At 59.9% G+C, this 21,432-nt stretch carries 16 protein-coding genes and 1 rRNA gene; 12 read left to right on the top strand and 5 right to left on the bottom strand.

Annotation, left to right across the window (positions count from 1 at the left end; genetic code table 11):
* The 8 genes from rrf to KGB27_RS25710 all read left to right on the top strand — a co-directional run.
* Positions 1-111: ribosomal RNA gene (gene rrf / locus KGB27_RS25675) — 5S ribosomal RNA — on the top strand; the annotation flags it as partial.
* Between the two features lie 154 nt (positions 112-265).
* On the top strand, positions 266-3,718 hold the full coding sequence (recC, locus tag KGB27_RS25680; protein WP_223556781.1) for an exodeoxyribonuclease V subunit gamma: 3,453 nt from the start codon (positions 266-268) through the stop codon (positions 3,716-3,718).
* On the top strand, positions 3,715-7,407 hold the full coding sequence (gene recB / locus KGB27_RS25685) for an exodeoxyribonuclease V subunit beta (protein ID WP_223556783.1): 3,693 nt from the start codon (positions 3,715-3,717) through the stop codon (positions 7,405-7,407). The genes recC and recB overlap by 4 nt, the downstream gene beginning before the upstream one ends.
* Positions 7,404-9,512 (top strand): exodeoxyribonuclease V subunit alpha, encoded by a 2,109-nt coding sequence (recD, locus tag KGB27_RS25690; RefSeq protein ID WP_223556785.1) that lies wholly within the window; start codon positions 7,404-7,406, stop codon positions 9,510-9,512. The genes recB and recD overlap by 4 nt, the downstream gene beginning before the upstream one ends.
* A gap of 120 nt (positions 9,513-9,632) precedes the next feature.
* Positions 9,633-10,208 carry a YfiR family protein gene (locus KGB27_RS25695; RefSeq protein ID WP_223556787.1) on the top strand — a complete coding sequence of 192 codons (576 nt, stop codon included), beginning with the start codon at positions 9,633-9,635 and terminating at the stop codon, positions 10,206-10,208.
* On the top strand, positions 10,205-11,473 hold the full coding sequence (locus tag KGB27_RS25700; protein ID WP_223556790.1) for a diguanylate cyclase domain-containing protein: 1,269 nt from the start codon (positions 10,205-10,207) through the stop codon (positions 11,471-11,473). Before KGB27_RS25695 ends, KGB27_RS25700 begins: the two co-directional genes overlap by 4 nt.
* Complete coding sequence (locus KGB27_RS25705) at positions 11,473-11,973, top strand: OmpA family protein (protein WP_192227647.1); 501 nt, start codon at positions 11,473-11,475, stop codon at positions 11,971-11,973. Before KGB27_RS25700 ends, KGB27_RS25705 begins: the two co-directional genes overlap by 1 nt.
* 78 nt (positions 11,974-12,051) lie before the next feature.
* Entirely contained in the window at positions 12,052-12,843 is a 792-nt protein-coding gene (locus KGB27_RS25710; protein ID WP_223556792.1) for a CatB-related O-acetyltransferase, read from the top strand.
* Here the strand turns inward: KGB27_RS25710 and KGB27_RS25715 are convergent.
* On the bottom strand, positions 12,782-13,729 hold the full coding sequence (locus tag KGB27_RS25715) for a LysR family transcriptional regulator (protein ID WP_008040813.1): 948 nt from the start codon (positions 13,727-13,729) through the stop codon (positions 12,782-12,784). The two genes, KGB27_RS25710 and KGB27_RS25715, sit on opposite strands and share 62 nt — an antisense overlap.
* 149 nt (positions 13,730-13,878) lie before the next feature.
* On the opposite strand from KGB27_RS25715, the gene KGB27_RS25720 reads away from it, so the two are divergent.
* Entirely contained in the window at positions 13,879-15,405 is a 1,527-nt protein-coding gene (locus KGB27_RS25720; protein ID WP_008024085.1) for a CoA-acylating methylmalonate-semialdehyde dehydrogenase, read from the top strand.
* Positions 15,406-15,415: 10 nt separating this feature from the next.
* On the top strand, positions 15,416-16,303 hold the full coding sequence (mmsB, locus tag KGB27_RS25725; protein ID WP_008040816.1) for a 3-hydroxyisobutyrate dehydrogenase: 888 nt from the start codon (positions 15,416-15,418) through the stop codon (positions 16,301-16,303).
* Between the two features lie 100 nt (positions 16,304-16,403).
* On the opposite strand, the gene KGB27_RS25730 is transcribed toward mmsB, so the two are convergent.
* From KGB27_RS25730 to KGB27_RS25740, 3 genes are all read right to left on the bottom strand, one after another.
* On the bottom strand, positions 16,404-16,748 hold the full coding sequence (locus tag KGB27_RS25730) for a cupin domain-containing protein (protein ID WP_008024653.1): 345 nt from the start codon (positions 16,746-16,748) through the stop codon (positions 16,404-16,406).
* Positions 16,749-16,915: 167 nt separating this feature from the next.
* Positions 16,916-18,319, bottom strand: coding sequence for an amino acid permease (locus tag KGB27_RS25735; protein ID WP_008024654.1), 1,404 nt, complete (start codon positions 18,317-18,319; stop codon positions 16,916-16,918).
* Positions 18,320-18,422: 103 nt separating this feature from the next.
* Positions 18,423-19,325: a LysR substrate-binding domain-containing protein gene (locus KGB27_RS25740; RefSeq protein WP_223556794.1), complete on the bottom strand. Its 903-nt coding sequence runs from the start codon at positions 19,323-19,325 to the stop codon at positions 18,423-18,425.
* Between the two features lie 208 nt (positions 19,326-19,533).
* Between KGB27_RS25740 and KGB27_RS25745 the strand changes: the two genes are divergently transcribed.
* Complete coding sequence (locus KGB27_RS25745) at positions 19,534-20,298, top strand: sulfite exporter TauE/SafE family protein (protein WP_223556796.1); 765 nt, start codon at positions 19,534-19,536, stop codon at positions 20,296-20,298.
* Here KGB27_RS25745 and KGB27_RS25750 read toward each other — a convergent pair.
* Positions 20,288-20,602, bottom strand: a complete 315-nt coding sequence (locus KGB27_RS25750; RefSeq protein WP_008024657.1) for a putative quinol monooxygenase — start codon at positions 20,600-20,602, stop codon at positions 20,288-20,290. The genes KGB27_RS25745 and KGB27_RS25750 overlap by 11 nt on opposite strands.
* 162 nt (positions 20,603-20,764) lie before the next feature.
* Here KGB27_RS25750 and KGB27_RS25755 point away from each other — a divergent pair, with 162 nt between their 5' ends.
* Complete coding sequence (locus tag KGB27_RS25755; protein ID WP_207285312.1) at positions 20,765-21,355, top strand: NAD(P)H-dependent oxidoreductase; 591 nt, start codon at positions 20,765-20,767, stop codon at positions 21,353-21,355.
* Positions 21,356-21,432: the final 77 nt, after the last annotated feature.

Genomic DNA, 21,432 nt, shown 5'->3' on the forward strand with positions numbered 1-21,432 from the left:
CGACCATAGAGCATTGGAACCACCTGATCCCATCCCGAACTCAGCAGTGAAACGATGCATCGCCGATGGTAGTGTGGGGTTTCCCCATGTGAGAGTAGGTCATCGTCAAGATTAAATTCCGAAACCCCAATTGCGAAAGCAGTTGGGGTTTTGTTTTGTCCGCAGGAAAGTTCGTACAGCATTACCGGACAGCTCCCGGCTGTCACAGTCTCCCGACAATGCTAAGGTTCGGCCCTAGCTTTTGTATTTCTCCAAGGAAGCCTTTATGCCGGACGCGACGTCCCTCAGTGCTGGTTTTATGGTGGTTCACGGTAACCGCCTGGACGAGCTGCGCAGCCTGGTGGTCAGCTGGATGCGGCGATACCCGCTGGCTCCCTTGGAAAATGAAATCGCTCTGGTGCAGAGCAACGGCATCGCCCAGTGGCTAAAGCTGGCACTGGCAGAAGACCCGGAAGAGGACGATATGGGCGGCTGCGGAATCGCCGCAGCCATCGACGTGCAGTTGCCGGGCAGCTTCATGTGGCAGCTCTATCGCATGGTGCTTGGTCGAGATGAAATTCCCGCCAAGTCATTGCTCGATAAGGCCCCGCTGACCTGGCGACTCATGCGGCTGCTTCCGCAGTTGATAGGTCAGCCCCACTTCGAACCTCTGCAACGCTTTCTGACCAATGACACCGATCTGCGCAAACGCTATCAACTGGCTGAGCGGCTGGCAGACCTGTTCGACCAATATCAGGTGTACCGAGCCGACTGGCTTGAAGACTGGGCTGACGGTCGTCATCAATTACGCAACGGTCGGGGTGAAGCGAAACCCCTGACCCCGGCCAACTGCTGGCAGGCGGAATTGTGGCGTGCGTTGTTGCTGGATGTGGGGGAGCAAGGCATGTCGCAAAGTCGTGCTGGCGTCCATCAACGATTTATCGAGCGCATTAACAACCTCGATGTCGCCCCCGACGGATTACCATCCCGAGTGATCGTTTTCGGGATTTCTTCGCTTCCCGCTCAGGCTCTGGAAGCACTCGCCGGACTGGCCCGTTTCAGCCAGGTTCTGCTTTGCGTGCACAACCCGTGTCGTCACCATTGGGCGGACATCGTCGCTGATAAAGACCTGTTACGGCATCAATACAAACGTCAGGCTCGCAAGAGTGGCATGCCGGTCGTGCTGGATTCTCAAACCCTGCATCAGCATGCACATCCGCTGTTGGCAGCGTGGGGTAAACAAGGGCGGGACTACATTAATCTGCTCGACAGCTATGACGATCCCAACAGCTATCGCTCGGCGTTTCGTGATGGGCGCATTGATCTGTTCAGTGACAGCCAGCCACAGAACCTGCTGAACCAGCTGCAGGACGACATCCTCGAATTGCGTCCTCTGAATGAAACGCGCGAACGCTGGCCAGCAGTCGATACAGACGCGGATCAATCGATCCGTTTTCACATTGCCCACAGTGCTCAGCGCGAAGTAGAGATACTTCACGATCAGTTGCTCGCACGCTTCAGTGCTGATCCTGGGTTAAGACCGCGCGACATTATCGTGATGGTTCCGGACATCGACAGTTATGCACCGCATATTCGTGCCGTGTTCGGCCAGCTTGAACGCCATGACCCACGCTTCATTCCATTCACGCTCGCAGATCAAGGCCAGCGCGGTCGTGACCCGTTGCTGATTGCTGTCGAACACCTGCTCAAACTGCCCGACAGTCGCTTCCCCGTTAGTGAGATCCTTGATCTGCTGGACGTTCCAGCGTTGCGCGCTTGCTTTGGTGTAGAGGAACGTGACCTGCCGACCCTGCATCGCTGGATCGAAGGCGCGGGCATCCGCTGGGGCATGAGCGCAGAGCAACGAGCTGGGCTTGGATTGCCGCAGGAACTGGAGCAAAACAGTTGGCGATTCGGCTTGCGGCGGATGTTGCTTGGGTATGCAGTCGGCAGCGCCAGTGCCTGCCAAGGTATCGAGCCCTACGATGAGATTGGTGGTCTGGACGCCGCGCTGATAGGTCCATTAGTGGCGCTCCTGGATGCGCTTGAAATTGCTCACCAGGAGCTCACCCGACCTGCGCCGCCCCTGCAATGGGGGATGCGCCTGCAAGCGTTGGTGCAGTTGTTTTTCCAGGCCAGTAATGAGCACGACGACTACTTGCTTGCCCAGCTCGAAGAGTTGCGTGAAACCTGGCTTGAGACCTGTGAGTCTGTCGGTCTGCATGACGAGTTGCCGTTGACCGTAGTTCGTGAAGCCTGGCTCGCCGGTCTCGATCAGGGGCGCTTGTCCCAACGTTTTCTCGCCGGTGCAGTTAACTTCTGCACCCTGATGCCCATGCGCGCGATCCCGTTCAAGCTGGTCTGCCTGCTCGGGATGAATGATGGCGATTATCCGCGTGCGCAACCGCCACTGGACTTCGACCTGATGGGCAGCGATTACCGTCCGGGTGATCGCTCCCGGCGCGAAGACGACCGCTATCTGTTGTTGGAAGCGCTATTGTCAGCGCGTAACCAGCTCTACATCAGTTGGGTTGGCCGCAGCATTCGCGATAACAGCGAACGCCCGGCTTCTGTGCTGATTGGCCAACTGCGCGACCATCTGGCCAGCGGATGGCGACTGCAAAATGCCGATGAAGACTTGCTTGAGGCAATGACTCAGGAGCACCCGTTACAGCCGTTCAGTGCCCGCTATTTCCACGAAGGCGATGACTTGTTCAGCTACGCTAGCGAATGGCAGGTGCTTCATCATGCTGTTGAGTCGGCAGCCGATAACGGCATCCTCGCCCCCTATGTTCAGGAGGAGCCGCTAAGCCTTGGCCAACTGCAGGACTTTCTGCGCAACCCGGTGCGACACTTCTTCAGTCAGCGGCTGAAGGTGTTCTTTGAAGCGGCTGAAGTGCCGCTTGCCGATGAGGAGCCATTTGTCCTCGACGCGCTGCAACGCTACAGCCTCAGCGACAGTTTGCTCGACGCCGCGCTGGAGCATCTGGATCAGTCCGATCAGGCGTTGGAGGCGCAGGCCAAGCGTCTGCAAAACAGCGGCCTGCTGCCCATGGCCGGCTTTGGCGAATGCCTGCAACGGGAATTGATCGAGCCATTGCCGGATCTGCTGCAGCGTTATCAACAGCTTTTGGCCCTATGGCCGACACCGCTCACCAGCGCTTTACCTGTGAGTCTTGAGCTGCAAGGGCTGCGCCTCGAAGGTTGGCTCAGTGGTCTGCATCAGCGAGCTGACGGTGGTTTGCTGTCGGTCACCACGATTCCCAACAGCATCGGCTCGATCAAGTCTCGCAAATGGCATCGTCTGACACGGTCATGGGTCAATCATCTGGTTGCCAGCGCCAGTGGAATGGCCATGACCACTGCGCTGGTGGCCAGTGACGACAGCCTGCTGCTCGGTCCGATGGAGAAGGATGTTGCATTCCGGACCTTGAGCGACCTGCTGATGGCCTGGCAAGCAGGCATGCGTCAACCTCTACCCATTGCAGTAAAAACCGCGTTTGCCTGGCTGGCCCAGACTGATCCTGCCAAAGCCGACGCCGCTGCTCGCAAGGCCTATGAAGGCGACGGTTTGACCACTGATGGCGAGCGCCGCGAAAGTCCCGCGCTCGCCCGGCAGTTTGCTGACTATGACGCACTGATTGCCGACGAGACCTTCGCCGATTGGTGCAACGCCTTGTACAAGCCAATGCTGGAAGCGCCTTGGCGCTCATTGACCAACGAGGAGCCGCGCTCATGACCAGCCAGACACCGTTGGCCCTGGCGTTCCCGCTGCGCGGCAGTCAACTGATCGAGGCCAGTGCCGGGACCGGCAAGACCTTCACTATTTCCGCGTTGTACCTGCGTCTGGTCTTGGGCCACGGCGGGGAATCGAGCGGATTTGGACGTGAACTGTTACCGCCGCAAATCCTCGTTGTGACGTTCACCGACGCCGCGACCAAAGAGCTGCGCGAACGTATTCGAACGCGTCTTGCCGAAGCCGCACGATTTTTCCGCGATGAAACACCGGCGCCGGATGCCCTGATTGCAGAGCTGCGTGAACAATACCTTCCCGAGCAGTGGTCCGGATGCGCAAACCGTCTGGACATCGCTGCTCAGTGGATGGACGAAGCAGCTGTCTCGACCATCCACAGTTGGTGTCAGCGCATGTTGCGCGAGCACGCGTTCGACAGTGGCAGCCTGTTTACCCAGACCCTGGAAACCGATCACAGTGATTTGCTCGGCGAGGTTCTGCGCGATTACTGGCGATTGTTTTGTTACCCGATGCAAGGCGATGCGCTGAATTGGGTGCGCGGTAATTGGGGCGGGCCCGCAGCGCTGTTGCCGCGAGTTCGTGGTTTGTTCGCCAGTGAGCGCCACAGCGCTGAAGGCAAAGAGCCTGTCGAACTGATCACTGAGTGTCTGCAGGAGCGACGGGCTGCGTTGCTCGAACTTAAAATGCCTTGGCGTCAATGGGCGGACGAGTTGCTTGCCATCTGTCATGAGGGCGTCGCGAGTAAAAACGTCGACGGTCGGAAGATGCAGGCACGCTATTTCGAACCCTGGTTCGAAAAGATAAAAGCCTGGGCCGAAGATGAATTGCTTGAGCAGTTGGATATTGGCACCGGCTTCACTCGCCTGACGCCTGATGGCATGGCTGAGGCGTGGAAAAAAGGCGAAGTGCCCAATCACCCGGGACTGGGCGCAATGCCTGGCCTCAAGGCCAGTCTCGACAGTTTGCCGACCCCCGATGCGGCAGTCCTGCAACACGCCGCTCAGTGGGTAGGCGCGCGGTTCGAGGAGGAAAAACGTCGCCGCGCGGAAATGGGTTTCGATGACATGCTGCTGCGCCTCGATGCCGCGTTGCAAGCCGAGGGTGGCGAACGTTTGGCAACCCTGATCCGCGAGCAATTTCCGGTAGCGTTGATCGACGAGTTCCAGGATACCGACCCGGTTCAGTACCAGATCTTCGAAAGCATCTATCGTATCGAGGACAACAATCCTGAATGCGGCCTGTTCCTGATCGGCGACCCGAAGCAGGCGATCTACGCCTTCCGTGGTGCCGACATCTATACCTACCTGCGTGCCCGCCAGGCCACCACTGGCCGGCTGCATACCCTGGGCACCAACTTCCGTTCCAGCCATGGCATGGTCGATGCGGTGAACCATGTGTTCGAGCGCGCCGAGTCGCGGGAAGCGGGGCGGGGCGCATTTCTGTTCCGTGAAAAAAGTGGCGAAAATCCGGTGCCGTTCCTGCCGGTCGCCTCCCAGGGCCGCAAAGAAGTTTTGCAGGTTAAGGGTCAGGTTGTACCCGCTCTGAACATCTGGCATCTGCCCGCCGAACAACCATTGTCCGGCGCCGTTTACCGACAGCAATTAGCCGCTGCTTGCGCCAGCGAAATCACCGCTTTGCTCAATGGCGGGCAACAAGGCCTGGCGGGTTTCATCCAGGACGGCAAGGACTTCAAAGGCTTGCTGCCAGCGGATATTGCGATCCTGGTACGTGACGGCAAAGAGGCTCAGGCCGTGCGCGCCGAACTCACGGCCCGGGGCGTGCGCAGCGTGTATCTGTCGGACAAGGACTCGGTGTTCGCCGCACAGGAAGCTCACGACCTGCTGACCTGGCTCAAGGCTTGCGCCGAGCCGGATGTCGAGCGTCCGCTGCGAGCGGCGTTGGCCTGTATCACGCTGAATCTGTCGCTGGCTGAGCTGGAGCGCTTGAATCAGGACGAGTTGGCGTGGGAAGCGCGGGTCATGCAGTTCCGCGGTTATCGCGAACTCTGGCGCAAACAGGGTGTGCTGCCGATGCTGCGTCGTTTGCTGCATGACTTCCAGCTACCTCAGGCACTGATTGCGCGAAGCGACGGCGAGCGTGTACTGACCAACCTGTTGCACTTGTCCGAACTGTTGCAACAGGCGGCCGCCGAACTCGATGGCGAGCAAGCGTTGATCCGGCATTTATCCGAACACCTGGCGTTGTCCGGCCAGGCTGGTGAAGAGCAGATACTGCGTCTGGAGAGCGACGAGCAACTGGTCAAGGTCGTGACGATTCACAAGTCCAAGGGGCTTGAGTATCCGCTGGTGTTCCTGCCGTTCGTGTGTTCGGCGAAGCCGGTCGACGGCAGCCGCTTGCCGCTGCATTACCACGACGAGACCGGCAAGGCCCAGGTGACGTTGAAGCCGACACCCGAGTTGATCGCGCTGGCCGATCATGAGCGCCTGGCCGAGGATCTGCGCTTGTTGTATGTGGCCTTGACCCGTGCACAACATGCCTGTTGGCTCGGTGTTACGGACCTCAAGCGCGGCAATAACAACAGCTCGGTGCTGCACCTTTCGGCACTGGGTTATTTGCTGGGCGGTGGTGCGCCATTGACCGAATCGGCGGGGTTGACGCGTTGGCTTGAAGACTTGCAGCAGGACTGTCCGGCGCTGAACTACAGTGAAATGCCTGAAGAAACCGCCGAGCATTACCACCCGCCGCAAAACGATGCGACATTGCTTGCCCCGCTGATTCCCAAACGCAAGGCCAGCGAAAACTGGTGGATTGCCTCCTACAGCGCCCTGCGCATTGGCGACAGCCTGAGCGTGGGCAGTGACGAAGCACCGGAAAACCCGCAAGCGCAAAAGCTGTTTGACGACGAGCGCCTTGACCCGGAAGCGCCGCGAGAAGTGGTCGCTGGCGGTGCAGATATCCATCGCTTCCCTCGGGGTCCGAATCCCGGCACCTTTCTCCATGGTTTGCTTGAATGGGCCGGTAACGAAGGTTTTGCCGCCATACCACAAGCCGTGGAAGATGCCATTGCCCGCCGCTGCAACCGTCGTGGCTGGGAAGGCTGGATCACCACGCTGAGCGATTGGCTGCAGCACCTGCTCAAGTCCCCGCTGCACATCGGTGCCGGACAGGCGCCAGTGATATTCGAGCAATTGACCCAGTACCGCGTCGAGATGGAATTCTGGTTCGCCAGCCATAAAGTCGATGTGCTCAAACTCGACGAACTGGTCCGCCAATACACCCACAACGGCGTTGCCCGTGTTGCAGCCGAACCGGTGCTGCTCAATGGCATGTTCAAAGGTTTCATCGATCTGACGTTCGAGCATGATGGTCGCTATTACGTCGCCGATTACAAATCCAACTGGCTGGGCGTCGATGACATGGCCTATACCGAGCAAGCCATGGAGCAGTCGATTCTGGACAATCGCTACGACCTGCAATACGTGCTGTACCTGTTGGCCCTGCACCGCCAACTCAAGGCGCGGCTTGCCGATTACGATTACGACCGGCACGTCGGTGGGGCGCTGTATCTGTTCCTGCGTGGCACCCGCGCATCCAGTCAGGGCGTGTATTTCGCCCGTCCGCCAAGAGAACTGATCGAGCGTCTTGACCGGCTGTTCCAGGGCAAGCCAGAACCCAAGGCCGAACCCGCCTGGGAACAGGGAGTACTGCTATGAGTCGCACCTTCGCCGATTTGCTGCCGACGCCATTGGCAGCGGAAAGTCTGGCGAGTCTGGCACCGTTGAGTCGCGCCGATGACTTGTTGCTGCTGCTCACCCGTTGGGTAGAGCGGGGCTGGTTGCGAGCGCTGGACAAGGCCTTCGTTGCGTTCTTGCACGAACTCGCTCCCGACGATGACCCTCTGGTGCTGCTGGCTGCGGCATTGACCAGTCACCAATTGGGCCACGGCCATGTCTGCCTGGATCTGATCGAAACCCTGAAAGAGCCTGACTTCGCACTGTCATTGCCCCCGGAAGGCGATCTGCAAAGTGGCGCGATGCTGCTGCCATCACAATTGCTCGAGGCGCTGGACGGCGCCCATTGGTGCAAGGTACTGGCCGCCAGCAATCTGGTCGCATTGGCAGCAGACAGGCGTGAAACGGCTCAACAAAGGCCGTTGGTACTGTCGGGAAAACGCCTTTATCTGCGCCGCTATTGGGCTTACGAGCGGCGTATCGATGACGCCCTGCGTGTGCGTCTGGCCGAACACGAAACCACACCGAGTGATCTGCCCCAACGTCTTGTCGGTTTGTTCGGCCAGGCCAAGCCTGGCGAGCTGATCGACTGGCAGAAACTCGCGTGTGCCTTGGCGACCCGCAGTGCCTTCAGCATCGTCACCGGCGGCCCGGGGACGGGCAAGACCACCACGGTCGTGCGCTTGCTGGCATTGCTTCAGGCGCCGGCGGTGGAGGCTGGCAAACCGTTGCGCATCCGTCTCGCCGCCCCCACCGGGAAAGCTGCGGCACGGTTGACGGAGTCCATCAGCCAACAAGTCCGCACGCTGGAAGTCGCTGAAGCCGTGCGAGATAAAATTCCGTCAGACGTGACCACCGTGCACCGTCTGCTCGGCAGTCGGCCCGGTACGCGACATTTCCGTCATCACACCGGTAACCGTTTGCCGCTGGATGTGCTGGTGGTGGATGAAGCTTCGATGATCGACCTGGAGATGATGGCCAATCTTCTCGACGCGATGCCGGCCCATGCACGACTGATTCTGCTGGGTGACAAGGACCAACTGGCCTCGGTGGAGGCCGGCGCTGTGCTGGGTGATCTGTGCCGCGACGCCGAGGCCGGTTGGTATAGCCCGCAGACGCGTCAGTGGCTGGAAACGGTCAGTGGTGAAAATCTCGCAGCCAGTGGTTTGCAAGAAGACACTCAGGGGACTCATCCGCTGGCCCAGCAAGTGGTGATGCTGCGTCACTCGCGCCGGTTCGGCGAGGGAAGCGGCATTGGCCAACTGGCGCGCTGGGTCAACCGGCAACAACCCGAAGAAGCTCGGCAGCTGCTGGCGGCTCGAAGCCACGGCGATGTATTTTCCCTGCCCCTCAAGGGTGAACAGGACCGGGCGCTGGAACGCTTGTTGCTCGAAGGTCATGGTGATGGGCCGCAAGGCTACCGGCATTACCTCAGCCTGCTGCGCCACCTGCGGCCATCGCCCGACAGCTCGCTTGAGGATTCACGCTGGACCGATTGGGCACGCCAGGTGCTGCAAGCCTTTGACGCCTTCCAGTTGTTGTGTGCCGTTCGCAAAGGGCCATGGGGGGTGGAGGGCTTGAATCAGCGCGTGACCGATGCGTTGCTCAAGGCCCGGTTGATCGACAGCAATCAGCAGTGGTACGAAGGCCGGCCGGTGCTGATGACCCGTAACGACTATGGCTTGGGTTTGATGAACGGCGACATCGGCATTGCCCTCAAGCTGCCAGAGCGCGATGGCCCCGAGGCGGGTCGTCAGGTATTGCGCGTGGCCTTTCCGCGCAATGATGGCCAGGGTGGCGTGCATTTTGTCCTGCCGAGCCGGCTCAATGATGTCGAAACCGTGTACGCCATGACCGTGCACAAATCCCAGGGCTCCGAGTTTGCCCATACGGCGCTGATTTTGCCGGACGCCCTGAACCCGGTTCTGACCAAGGAGCTGATCTATACCGGCATTACCCGGGCCAAGGACTGGTTCACATTGATCGAGCCACGTGCCGGAGTGTTTGAAGAGGCCGTGCGACGCAAGGTCAAGCGGTTGAGCGGGTTGATGCTGGAGTTGGAAGAGGCCGTCGAGCCGAGGCAATAAATGGCGGCGGCACCGGACGCCGGAAACTGTCCGAAGTGCCGTCGTACGTGGCCTCGCTGGTGTTTCAGCGCTGTGCTATCGTTGCGGCACCCTCCCGTTACGATCGAAGAGAATCCCTGCATGAAGGTGGCTGTCTGGATGACAGAGTGCGTTGCTGGCTGCAAGCAGGCCGTACTTGCAGGCTTTCTCTGTTTGCTGAGCGGCTTCGTTTTCGCTCAAGCGCAAACACCACCAGGCATGGCCGACCAGCGCGCCAAATCGGTCACGCAGGTTGTACTTGGGATACTCAGCTATGCCCGCTGGCCAGTTGAGCCCGCACAACTTCGTTTGTGCATCGTCGGCCCTACCGAATACACCGACGACCTGGTCAAGGGCACCACCCAGGCCACCGGCCGACCCGTTACCGTGCGCCGCCTGCTGGCCGACAACCCATCCATTGTCAGTGAGTGCGACGCGGTGTACATCGGCAAATTGACCAGCGAAGAGCGCAGCGGGTTGTTCGCTTCGCTGAGCGGGCATCCGGTGTTGAGCATCAGCGAAAGCGACGATCAATGCACCGTCGGCAGTCTGTTCTGTTTGCGTGTCGGCGATGAACAAGTGTCCTTTGAGGTCAACCTCGATTCCGTCGCCCGCAGCGGCGTGCGAATTCACCCAAGTGTGCTGCAACTGTCCCGCCGTAAACCGGCGGCGCCATGAGTCTATTCAAGCCGGGCAGACGTCCGACCTTGCGTTCGGTCATTGGCCGCGGTCATTTGATCGTCGCGCTGGTCGGCGTGGCCATGGCCAGCATCTCGCTGACGCTGCTCGGCGTCCTGGCGTTGCGGGTCTATGCCGACCACAACCTGCACCTGATCGCACGATCCATCAACTACACCGTGGAAGCTGCCGTGGTGTTCAACGATAAAGCCGCCGCCACTGAAGCGCTGGCACTGATCGCCTCCACCGAAGAAGTGGCGGATGCCCAAGTGCTGGACTTGCAAGGCAAGTTGTTGGCGCGTTGGCAGCGACCGGAAACCGGATTGTTCTCTGATCTCGAAATGCAGATGGCCAAAGCCTTTCTGGAAGAGCCCATCAGCATGCCGATCATCCATCAAGGTCAGGAAATCGGCAGCACTCTGCTGATCGGCCACGGCGGCAGCCTGATGCGCTTCTTGCTCAGCGGTCTGGTGGGCATCGTTCTGTGCACCGCCGCCAGTGCCTGGGTAGCGCTTTATCTGGCTCGCCGACAACTGCGCGGGATCACAGGGCCGCTGCGCAGTCTGGCGTTCGTGGCGCACGCCGCGCGCAGCGAACGTGCCTTCGACCAGCGTGTACCGCCTGCCGACATCGCCGAACTCGATAACCTGGGCAATGACTTCAATGCCCTGCTCGATGAACTCGAATCCTGGCAAACCCACCTGCAAAGCGAGAATGAAACCCTCGCCCACCAGGCCAGTCATGACAGCCTCACCGGGTTGCCGAACCGGGCGTTTTTCGAAGGCCGATTGATTCGTGCACTGCGCAACGCCAACAAGCTCAACGAGCGGGTAGCGGTGCTGTTTCTCGACAGTGACCGGTTCAAGGAAATCAACGACACCTTCGGTCACGCCGCTGGCGATGCAGTGTTGGTCGCAGTCGCCAATCGGGTTCGCGCGCAACTGCGCGAAGAGGATCTGGTGGCGCGTCTTGGGGGGGACGAGTTTGCTGTCCTGCTGACACCGCTGCACAAGACCGAAGACGCCGAGCGGATCGCCGATAAAATCATTGCCAGCATGGAAGTGCCGATCCCGTTGCCGGGTCATACTCAGGTTTTGACTTCTCTGAGCATCGGCATTGCCGTGTACCCGGATCATGGTGCGACACCGGGTGCTCTGCTCAATGCTGCCGATGCGGCCATGTACCAGGCCAAACGCTTTTCCAGAGGTGCACAGCACACGTCAGGGTCGGAGCACCCTGTCGCCGATGTTCAAACCAGGAGCTAATGTTCGTGTTCTCATTCAATCTGCGATTTCTTGCGATCCCCTTGTTCATGGCTTTGCTGGCACTGACCGGTTGCCAGACGGCACCACAAAAAGGTTTGAGTCCGGCACAGGTTGCAGTGCTGCAACAGCAAGGTTTCGAGTTGACCGACGAGGGCTGGGCGTTTGGCTTGTCCGGCAAAGTGTTGTTTGGCAGTGATGTCGAAAGTCTGAATCCGCAGAGCACCGAGATCGTCGAGCGCATTGGCAAGGCGTTGCTGGGTGTCGGGATCGATCGGGTGCGGGTTGATGGTCACACCGATGCGTCGGGCAAAGAGACCTACAACGAACAGCTGTCCCTGCGCCGCTCGAACAGCGTCGGCAAGGTCCTGATCGCGGTTGGCATGAAAGAGCAGAATATCCAGCTAAGGGGCTTTGGCAGCAGTGAGCCGGTAGCCTCCAACGACAACGCGGCCGGTCGAACCGAAAACCGCCGGGTGTCGATTGTGGTGAGCGCCGATTGATCGGCCGACCCTCTTTTTAATTATTCTTTTTGGGGGGATTCATACCCCCGTAGATGAACGGAACACGACGACTGCCACATGGAAAAAATAATAAATTACTGCCGCAACCACTTCTGGAAAAAATGGCTTCGCCAGCATAAATGCAAGATCGCTGGCGGGGTGTCATCGCTTAACGCCAAAACCACGTTGCTGGTGGAAGAGAATGTTTCGCTCGGTCATGTGGTGGTCGGCACCAAACGGTTGAGCATTGGTGCCCACACTTACATTCGAAGTGGTTGCGTGCTGTCCGCGGTGTCCTCGATAGGACGGTTTTGTTCGATTGGAAATGACTGCTACATCGGACAGGACAAAAATACCCACCCGTCCGATTGGGTCAGTTCGCACCCCTTCCAATTTACCCGTACAAAACTGTCCTTCGAACCAGAGATCGTTGATGTAACGATCGGCGACGACGTCTGGATCGGACATGGCGCCATGATCATGGAAGGTGTCACGGTGGGCACGGGTGCCATCATCGCCACCCGCGCACTGGTTGCCCACGATGTGCCGCCCTATGCGGTTGTCGCCGGGATTCCGGCGAAGGTCATCAAGTATCGGCACCCGCCAGAGTTGGTGGCGCAGTTACTTGATAGCCGATGGTGGGAATGTAATGTCGATTTTCTTCTGAGCCTGCGCCTGGACGATCCCCGTTCTGCTTTGCCGATCATTGCCGATTCGCGCAGCGCCAATCAGGTTGTTTACAAGCAGGTGGAAGTCACCCGCAAAGGCTGCCAATTAGTCAGCACACTCGGATTAGCTGCTCCGACGTTCAGTCTGCAAACCGAAGATCCCGCGTCTCGCCCAGTAACAACGGGCCATTCAGTTCAGTGACCTCCCTGATGTAATCCCACAACAGGGTGATCCGCTTGAGCTTCCTCAGATCCTCCCGGCAGTACATCCAGAACTGCCGGGTGATGTTGATTTCCTCCGGCAGCACCGGCAGCAACCGCGGATCCTGAGCCGCGAGGAAGCACGGCAGGATCGCCAGCGAACGCCCTTGCTGCGCTGCCACGAACTGCGCAATCACGCTGGTGCTGCGCAAGTTGGCGCTGGCGCCGGGCAGCACGTTCGCCAGGTACAACAGCTCCGAGCTGAAGGCCAGGTCGTCGACATAACTGATAAATGAATGCTTGCCCAAGTCTGTCGGGCGGCGGATCGGTGGGTGTTTGTCCAGATAGTCCTGGGTCGCGTAAAGCTGCAACCGGTAGTCGCAGAGTTTGCAGCAGACGTACGGGCCATGCTCCGGGCGCTCCAGGGCGATGACGATGTCCGCCTCGCGTTTGGACAGGCTGATGAAGTGCGGCAGCGGCAGAATGTCCACCGAGATCGCCGGGTAGGCGTCGACGAAATGGCTCAGCTGCGGGGTGATGAAAAAGCTGCCAAACCCTTCGGTGCAACCCATCCGCACATGACCGGACAACGCCACGCCGGAACCGGAAACCTGTTCGCACGCCATGTGCAGCGTGCTCTCGATCGACTCGGCGTAACCCAATAAACGCTGACCCTCAGCGGTCAGGACAAAACCGCTGGTCCGGGACTTCTCGAACAACAACGTGCCCAATGCCGCTTCCAGCGAGCTGATACGCCGCGACACGGTGGTGTAGTCCACCGCCAGGCGTTTGGCCGCGGTGCTGGCCTTGCGGGTGCGGGCCACTTCGAGGAAAAACTTGAGGTCATCCCAGTTCAGCGAACCTAAAGACGTGATGTTTTTTTGCATGATGGACCGGCTTTTATGTGCGTTCTTATTAGAAGTTTGCACATCTATACTCCAAAAACAGTCCGACAACCAATTCGCGACACACGCCTCATCTCAAGGCGACTTATTCGCCTTGGCTCCCTGCATAACAACAAGTCCAGGAGACCAGCATGAACGCATCGCTCACGCCCAACGAAACCACTGTCCAGAACGTCAAACTGTTGATCGACGGCGAGTGGGTCGAGTCCCAGACCACTGAGTGGCACGACATCGTCAACCCGGCGACTCAGCAAGTACTGGCCAAGGTTCCGTTTGCCACAGCCTCGGAAGTCGACGCCGCGATCAGCGCCGCCCATCGCGCCTTCCAGACCTGGAAGCTGACGCCGATCGGCGCCCGCATGCGCATCATGCTCAAGCTCCAGGCGTTGATCCGCGAACACTCCAAGCGTATCGCCGTGGTGCTCAGCAACGAGCAGGGCAAGACCATTGCCGACGCTGAAGGCGATATTTTCCGAGGCCTGGAAGTCGTCGAACACGCGTGCTCCATCGGTAGCCTGCAAATGGGCGAGTTCGCCGAGAACGTCGCGGGCGGCGTCGATACCTACACCCTGCGTCAGCCAATCGGTGTTTGCGCCGGCATCACCCCGTTCAACTTCCCGGCGATGATTCCGCTGTGGATGTTCCCGATGGCCATCGCCTGCGGCAACACCTTTGTGCTCAAACCGTCCGAACAGGACCCGATGTCGACCATGCTGCTGGTGGAACTGGCCATCGAGGCGGGCGTTCCGGCGGGCGTGCTCAACGTGGTTCACGGTGGCAAGGACGTGGTGGACGCGCTCTGCACCCACAAAGACATCAAGGCGGTTTCCTTCGTCGGTTCGACTGCCGTCGGTACTCACGTTTATGACCTGGCCGGTAAGCACGGCAAGCGCGTGCAATCGATGATGGGCGCGAAAAACCACGCCGTGGTGCTGCCGGATGCCAACCGCGAACAAGCGCTGAATGCGTTGGTCGGTGCCGGTTTCGGTGCGGCCGGTCAACGCTGCATGGCAACGTCGGTGGTGGTGTTGGTCGGCGCGGCCAAGCAATGGCTGCCGGACCTGAAAGCGCTGGCGCAGAAACTCAAGGTCAACGCTGGCAGCGAGCCTGGCACGGACGTTGGTCCGGTGATCTCCAAGCGTGCTAAAGCGCGGATTCTGGATCTGATCGAAAGCGGCATCAAGGAAGGCGCCAAGCTTGAGCTGGATGGTCGTGACATCACGGTTCCCGGCTACGAGAAGGGCAACTTTGTCGGTCCGACCCTGTTCTCTGGCGTGACCCCCGAGATGCAGATCTACACCCAGGAAATCTTCGGCCCGGTACTGGTGGTGCTGGAAGTGAATACGCTCGACGAGGCCATCGCCCTGGTCAACGCCAACCCGTTCGGCAACGGCACGGGCCTGTTCACCCAAAGCGGTGCGGCAGCGCGCAAATTCCAGAACGAAATCGACGTGGGTCAGGTCGGCATCAACATTCCGATTCCGGTGCCGGTCCCGTTCTTCAGCTTCACCGGTTCGCGCGGTTCCAAGCTCGGTGACCTCGGCCCGTATGGCAAGCAAGTGGTGCAGTTCTACACTCAGACCAAGACCGTCACCAGTCGCTGGTTCGATGACGACAGCGTCAACGACGGTGTGAACACCACCATCAACTTGCGTTAAGGAGCCGGACATGAAAATCGCTTTTATCGGTCTCGGCAACATGGGCGCGCCGATGGCGCGCAACCTGATCAAGGCCGGCCACGCGCTGCGACTGGTTGATTTGAACAAAACCGTTCTGGCCGAACTGGAGCAACTGGGCGGCAGCATCAGCGCGACGGCTCGTGAAGCGGCTCAAGGCGCAGAACTGGTGATCACCATGCTGCCCGCCGCTGTGCATGTGCGCAGCGTGTGGCTGGGTGAAGACGGCGTGCTGGCGGGGATCGCCAAAGGCGTGCCGGCCGTGGATTGCAGCACCATCGACCCGCAAACCGCGCGTGATGTGGCGGCGGCCGCTGCCAAGCAAGGCGTGGCCATGGCCGACGCGCCGGTGTCGGGTGGCACTGGCGGAGCAGCGGCCGGGACCCTGACCTTCATGGTCGGTGCCACGCCTGAACTGTTCGCCACCCTGCAACCGGTGCTGGCGCAGATGGGGCGCAACATCGTCCATTGTGGCGAGGTCGGTACCGGGCAAATCGCCAAGATCTGCAACAACCTGCTGCTGGCGATCTCCATGGTTGGTGTCAGCGAAGCCATGGCGCTGGGTGATGCGCTGGGGATCGACACTGGCGTGCTGGCCGGGATCATCAACAGTTCCACGGGACGTTGCTGGAGTTCGGAGATGTACAACCCGTGGCCGGGCATCGTCGAAACGGCACCTGCGTCGCGCGGGTATACCGGTGGTTTTGGTGCCGAGCTGATGCTCAAGGATCTGGGACTTGCCACGGAAGCGGCACGTCAGGCGCACCAACCGGTGGTGCTTGGCGCGGTGGCCCAGCAGTTGTATCAGGCGATGAGCCAGCGTGGGGAAGGGGGTAAAGACTTCTCGGCGATCATCAACAGCTATCGCAAACCGCAATAACGACCTGCTTCAACCTGTGGGAGCGAGCCGGCTCCTACAGGTGTGTGCGCATCGACATTTACCGGGAAATCACGTCGGGTGATCTCCCGGTTTTTTTGCATCAGGCAAACACGAAATACTTGCGCACGGTTTCAACCACTTCCCACGTGCCTTTCATCCCCGGCTCGATGACGAAAATATCACCGGCACGCAGATGGATCGGCTCCTTTCCTTCCGGGGTGATGATGCAGTAACCCTCGCGGAAATCGCAGTATTCCCACTTCACGTATTCCACATACCACTTGCCCGGCGTGCAGATCCAGGTGCCCATGATCTTGCTGCCGTCTTCGCTGGTGTAGGCGTTGAGGTTGACGGTGTGCGGATCGCCTTCGAGTTTTTCCCATTTGCAGGCGTCGAGCACTGGCAGCGGGTGGGTGTCGCGAAGAACGGTAATCGGTGCGGACATGATGACTCCGAGCGTGATGGAGAACTGAAGTCGCACCCTATCGGGCTTGGTGCGGCGTCAGTTGTCTGTGCTCGACATCGAGGTATCCAGAAACGCTGGATTCACTGCGCTCGCCATAAAAAACGCCCCGGCATTCATCGAATGCCGGGGCGTTTTTTTTTACGCGGTTACTGAGTCACAGACAGCTTTCGGTGCCTGGCCATGCGCAACCGATAGCACCCGTAGATGAGCAACACCCACACCGGCATGGCGTACACCGAGGCGCGTACCGGCGGGATCATCCAGATGACGCAGATGATCACGGCCATGAACGCCAGGCACAGGTAGTTGGTGTACGGCGACCAGAACGCCTTGAAGCCTGGCACGATGCCGCGCTGGACCATGGCCTTGCGGAACTTCAAATGCGTGAGGCTGATCAGCGCCCAGTTGATCATCAAGGACGCGACCACCAGGGCAAACAACAACTCAAGCGCTTCGTGCGGCGCGACGTAGTTGACCAGCACCGCGAGCATCGTGATCAACGCCGAAACGCCCAGTGCCAGCAACGGCACGCCCTGCTTGTTCAACTTCATCAGCACTTTGGGCGCGTCGCCTTGCTCGGCCAGGCCATAGAGCATGCGGCTGTTGCAGTACACGCCGCTGTTGTAGACCGAGAGCGCCGCGGTAAGCACCACGAAGTTGAGGATCTGCGCGGCGGTGTCGCTGCCGATCAGGGCGAAAATCTGCACGAACGGACTGCCGCTGTAGGCATCGCCCGAGGCGCCCAGTGTCTGCAGCAGTTGGTCCCATGGGTAAAGCGACAGCAACACGGTGAGTGCGCCGACGTAGAAGATCAGCACCCGATAAACCACCTGGTTGATGGCCTTGGGAATGACCTTGCGCGGTTCGCTGGCTTCAGCGGCGGTGATGCCGACCAGTTCCAGGCCGCCGAAGGAGAACATGATGAACGCCATCGCCATCAGCAAACCGTTGGTGCCATTGGGGAAGAAACCGCCGTGGCTCCACAGGTTGCTCACCGATGCTTGCGGGCCGCCGGTGCCGCTGAACAGCATGTAGCAGCCCAGGAGGATCATGCCGATGATGGCCACGACCTTGATGATCGCGAACCAGAACTCCATCTCGCCGAACACTTTGACGTTCAGCGTATTGATCAGGTTGACCAGCACAAAGAACACCGCCGCGCTGACCCAGGTCGGCACCTCCGGCCACCAGAACTGCACGTACTTGCCGACGGCGGTCAGCTCGGCCATGCCCACCAGCACATACAGGACCCAGTAGTTCCAGCCGGACAGGAAACCGGCAAAGCCGCCCCAGTAGTTGTGAGCGAAGTGGCTGAACGAGCCGGCCACGGGTTCCTCGACAATCATCTCGCCCAGTTGGCGCATGATCAGGAACGCGATGAAACCGGCAATCGCATAGCCGAGGATCATCGACGGTCCGGCGGACTTGAGCACTCCGGCGGAGCCCAGGAACAGCCCCGTACCAATGGCGCCGCCCAATGCGATCAGTTGAATGTGCCGATTTTTCAACCCCCGCTTGAGCGTTGCCTGTTGCAAGATTTCATCCGCCATCTGGTTCCCTTTTGGTTGTTGTGGCCAGGCTTGATTTGAAAGGGCAGATATTACTCTTCGCAGCCTTCGTCATACAGGTGCCTGTTGGGCCAAACACTGGTTTTCAAAGGCTCCCGGCCCGGTTTGCAGCGCACAACGCGTCGAGCAGGGCTCTGGCGTAACCGGGCAGGCCAGCGAACGAGCGGGCGCACAGCAGCAGTTTGCGCTGCGCCCAGGCTTCCTGCAGGGCAACGTGCTTGAACGGTTGATCGACGGCCCGGCGCTCGATCGCCGCCAGCGGCACAATCGCCAGCCCCGCGCCGCGAGCGACCATGCGAATCACCCCGTCGAAGCCTTCCGCCCGGATGCGGATCTGCATGCGGGTGCCCGTGTGCAGCGCCTGTTCTTCGAGGTACACCGCCAGTGCGCTGTTGGCGCTCAGGCCGACGTAATCGTGATGCAGCGTCTCGCTGAAGCTCGGTGTTGCGCCGTCAGCCAATGGATGCCCGGGCGGCATGATCAGCACCAGCGGATCGTCGCGAAAGGGCTGGGTTTCGAGGGCGTGGGTGTCGACGGCGTCGGAGACGATGCCAAGGTCCGCCGCACCCTGATGCAGTGCATGGACGATGCGCAGGCTCGGCAATTCCTGCAGATCAATGTCGAGGTTGGGATGGCGGCAGAGGAAGTCCGCCAGCACTTCCGGCAGGTACTCGGTGATTGCCGTGGTGTTGCATAACAAACGCACCTGACCTTTGACGCCTTTGGCGTATTCGGCCAGGTCCTGCTGCATGCGGACGGCGTGTTGCAGTAGTAGTCGGGCGTGTTGCGCGAGGGCTTTTCCGGCGGACGTGGGGGTGACGCCGCGACGACCGCGTTCCAGAAAGGCGATGCCGAGCGAGGCCTCCATCGCGCGGATTCGCGCGCTCGCCGCCGCCAGGGACAAATGGCTGCGCGCGGCGCCGGCGGTGATGTTGCCGGTGTCGAGGATGTTCAGGTAGAGGCGCAGGTCGGTGAGGTCGAAGTGCATGGGTACAGCCTCGGGAGGTGTGTTGACTGGGCAGCCGCCTTCGCGGGCAAGCCTCGCTCCTACACGATTTGCGCAACCCCTGTAGGAGCGAGGCTTGCCCGCGAAGGCGTCAGCAGTAACAACGAAATCGTCAGCCTCTATCAAAACAAGAGGCACCCTCAGTATATGGCGAATTTTCACACGGCCAATCCAGGCGCAGGATCAGCCCATGAATACACTCGCCACGTTCTACCAAAACCTTGGCCTGGCCCTTTCTCTGCTGGTCATCGCCACCTTCCTCCTGGCCGGCATGATCAAAGGCGTGATCGGCCTCGGCCTGCCAACCATCGCCATGGGTCTGCTCGGTCTGGCTATGGCGCCGTCGCAGGCTGCGGCGCTGCTGATCATTCCGGCGACCCTGACCAACGTCTGGCAATTGGCATTCGGCGGGCATTTGCACGGGTTGGTCAGGCGACTGTGGCCGATGCTGCTGGCAATCTTCATCGGCACCGGTGCCGGGACGATTTGGATCGGCATGGCGGGTGGTCATTGGGTGGTGCGGGGGTTGGGCGCGGCATTGCTGCTTTATGCGTTGAGCGGTTTGTTCCTGCCGACTTTGCGCGTCAGCCGTCAGACCGAGCGCTGGCTCGGTCCGCTGTGCGGCGTGCTGACCGGCGTCATCACCTCCGCCACCGGCGTCTTCGTGATTCCGGCGGTGCCGTATCTGCAAGCACTGGGTTTGAACAAGGATGAGCTGGTGCAGGCGCTGGGCCTGTCGTTCACCGTATCGACCCTCGCCCTCGCCGCCGGCCTGTTGTGGCGCGGGGCGCTGGGCGGTGGCGAATTGAGCGCGTCATTGCTGGCGCTGATCCCGGCGGTGCTCGGCATGTTGCTCGGGCAATGGCTGCGCCAGCGGATCAGCGCCGTGCTGTTCAAACGCGTGTTCTTCATCGGCCTCGGTGTGCTCGGCGGCCACTTGCTGATCAGCGGGTAGCGGACGACGGGCTGAGCATCTCGATGGCACGGATATCGAAATCCTGTTCCAGGAATTCGTCGCGCTGTTCGAGGAACTGCTTCATGTGCGGCAGGTTCGAGTGCACGTCGAGGTGCGCCTGGGATTGCCAGATCTCGAAGAAGATAAACAGCGTCGGGTCCTGTTTGTCGCGCAGCATGTGGTACTCGATGCAGCCCGGCTCGGCACGACTCGCTTCCACATAACCGCGGAAGAACGCTTCGAAGGCGTCGGATTTTTCCGGGCGGGTTTTGGCGTGCAGGATGAAGCCTTGTATTTCACTCATCAGGAGTCTCCTCAAAGTCAGAATCGGCGCCATTTTATGGCAATAATCGCCAGTTGATTCGTGCGTATAGGTCAAATGAATTTTGCGAATTCAGGACTTATTCCGCGCGAGGCCGGTCGCTAACCTGCCGCCATCCTCTTTCTGACCCTTCCGAGATTCCTCATGAAAAAAGTCCTGTTGCTCAATGGCGGCAAAAAGTTTGCGCACTCCGATGGCCGCTACAACACCACCCTGCATGAAGCTGCGTTGAGCGTGCTGGATCGTGGCGGCGTTGACATGAAAACCACGTTCATCGACGAGGGCTATGACGTCGCTGAAGAAGTTGCCAAATTCCTCTGGGCCGACGTGATCATTTATCAAATGCCGGGCTGGTGGATGGGCGCGCCGTGGACGGTGAAAAAGTACATCGACGAAGTCTTCACCGAAGGCTACGGCAGCCTCTACGCCAGTGACGGCCGCACCCGTTCCGATGCTTCGCAAAAGTACGGCAGCGGTGGTTTGGTGCAGGGCAAGCAATACATGTTGTCGCTGACCTGGAACGCGCCGCAGCAAGCCTTCGACGACCCGACCGACTTCTTCGAAGGCAAGGGCGTGGACGCGGTGTACTTCCCGTTCCACAAGGCCAACGAATTCCTCGGCATGACCGGTTTGCCGACATTCCTGGCGGTTGACGTGATGAAGCGCCCGAACATCGAAAGTGATGTGGCGCGTTATGAGCAGCACCTGACCAAGGTGTTCGGCCTGAAGGCGTAAGGTTCGGCTACTATCGTCATCTGGAATCCGAACCTGTAGGAGCCGGCTTGCTGGCGATGGCGCCCTCAAGATCGCTA

Source organism: Pseudomonas sp. BF-R-01 (assembly GCF_019946615.1).
GTDB classification, from domain to species: domain Bacteria; phylum Pseudomonadota; class Gammaproteobacteria; order Pseudomonadales; family Pseudomonadaceae; genus Aquipseudomonas; species Aquipseudomonas migulae.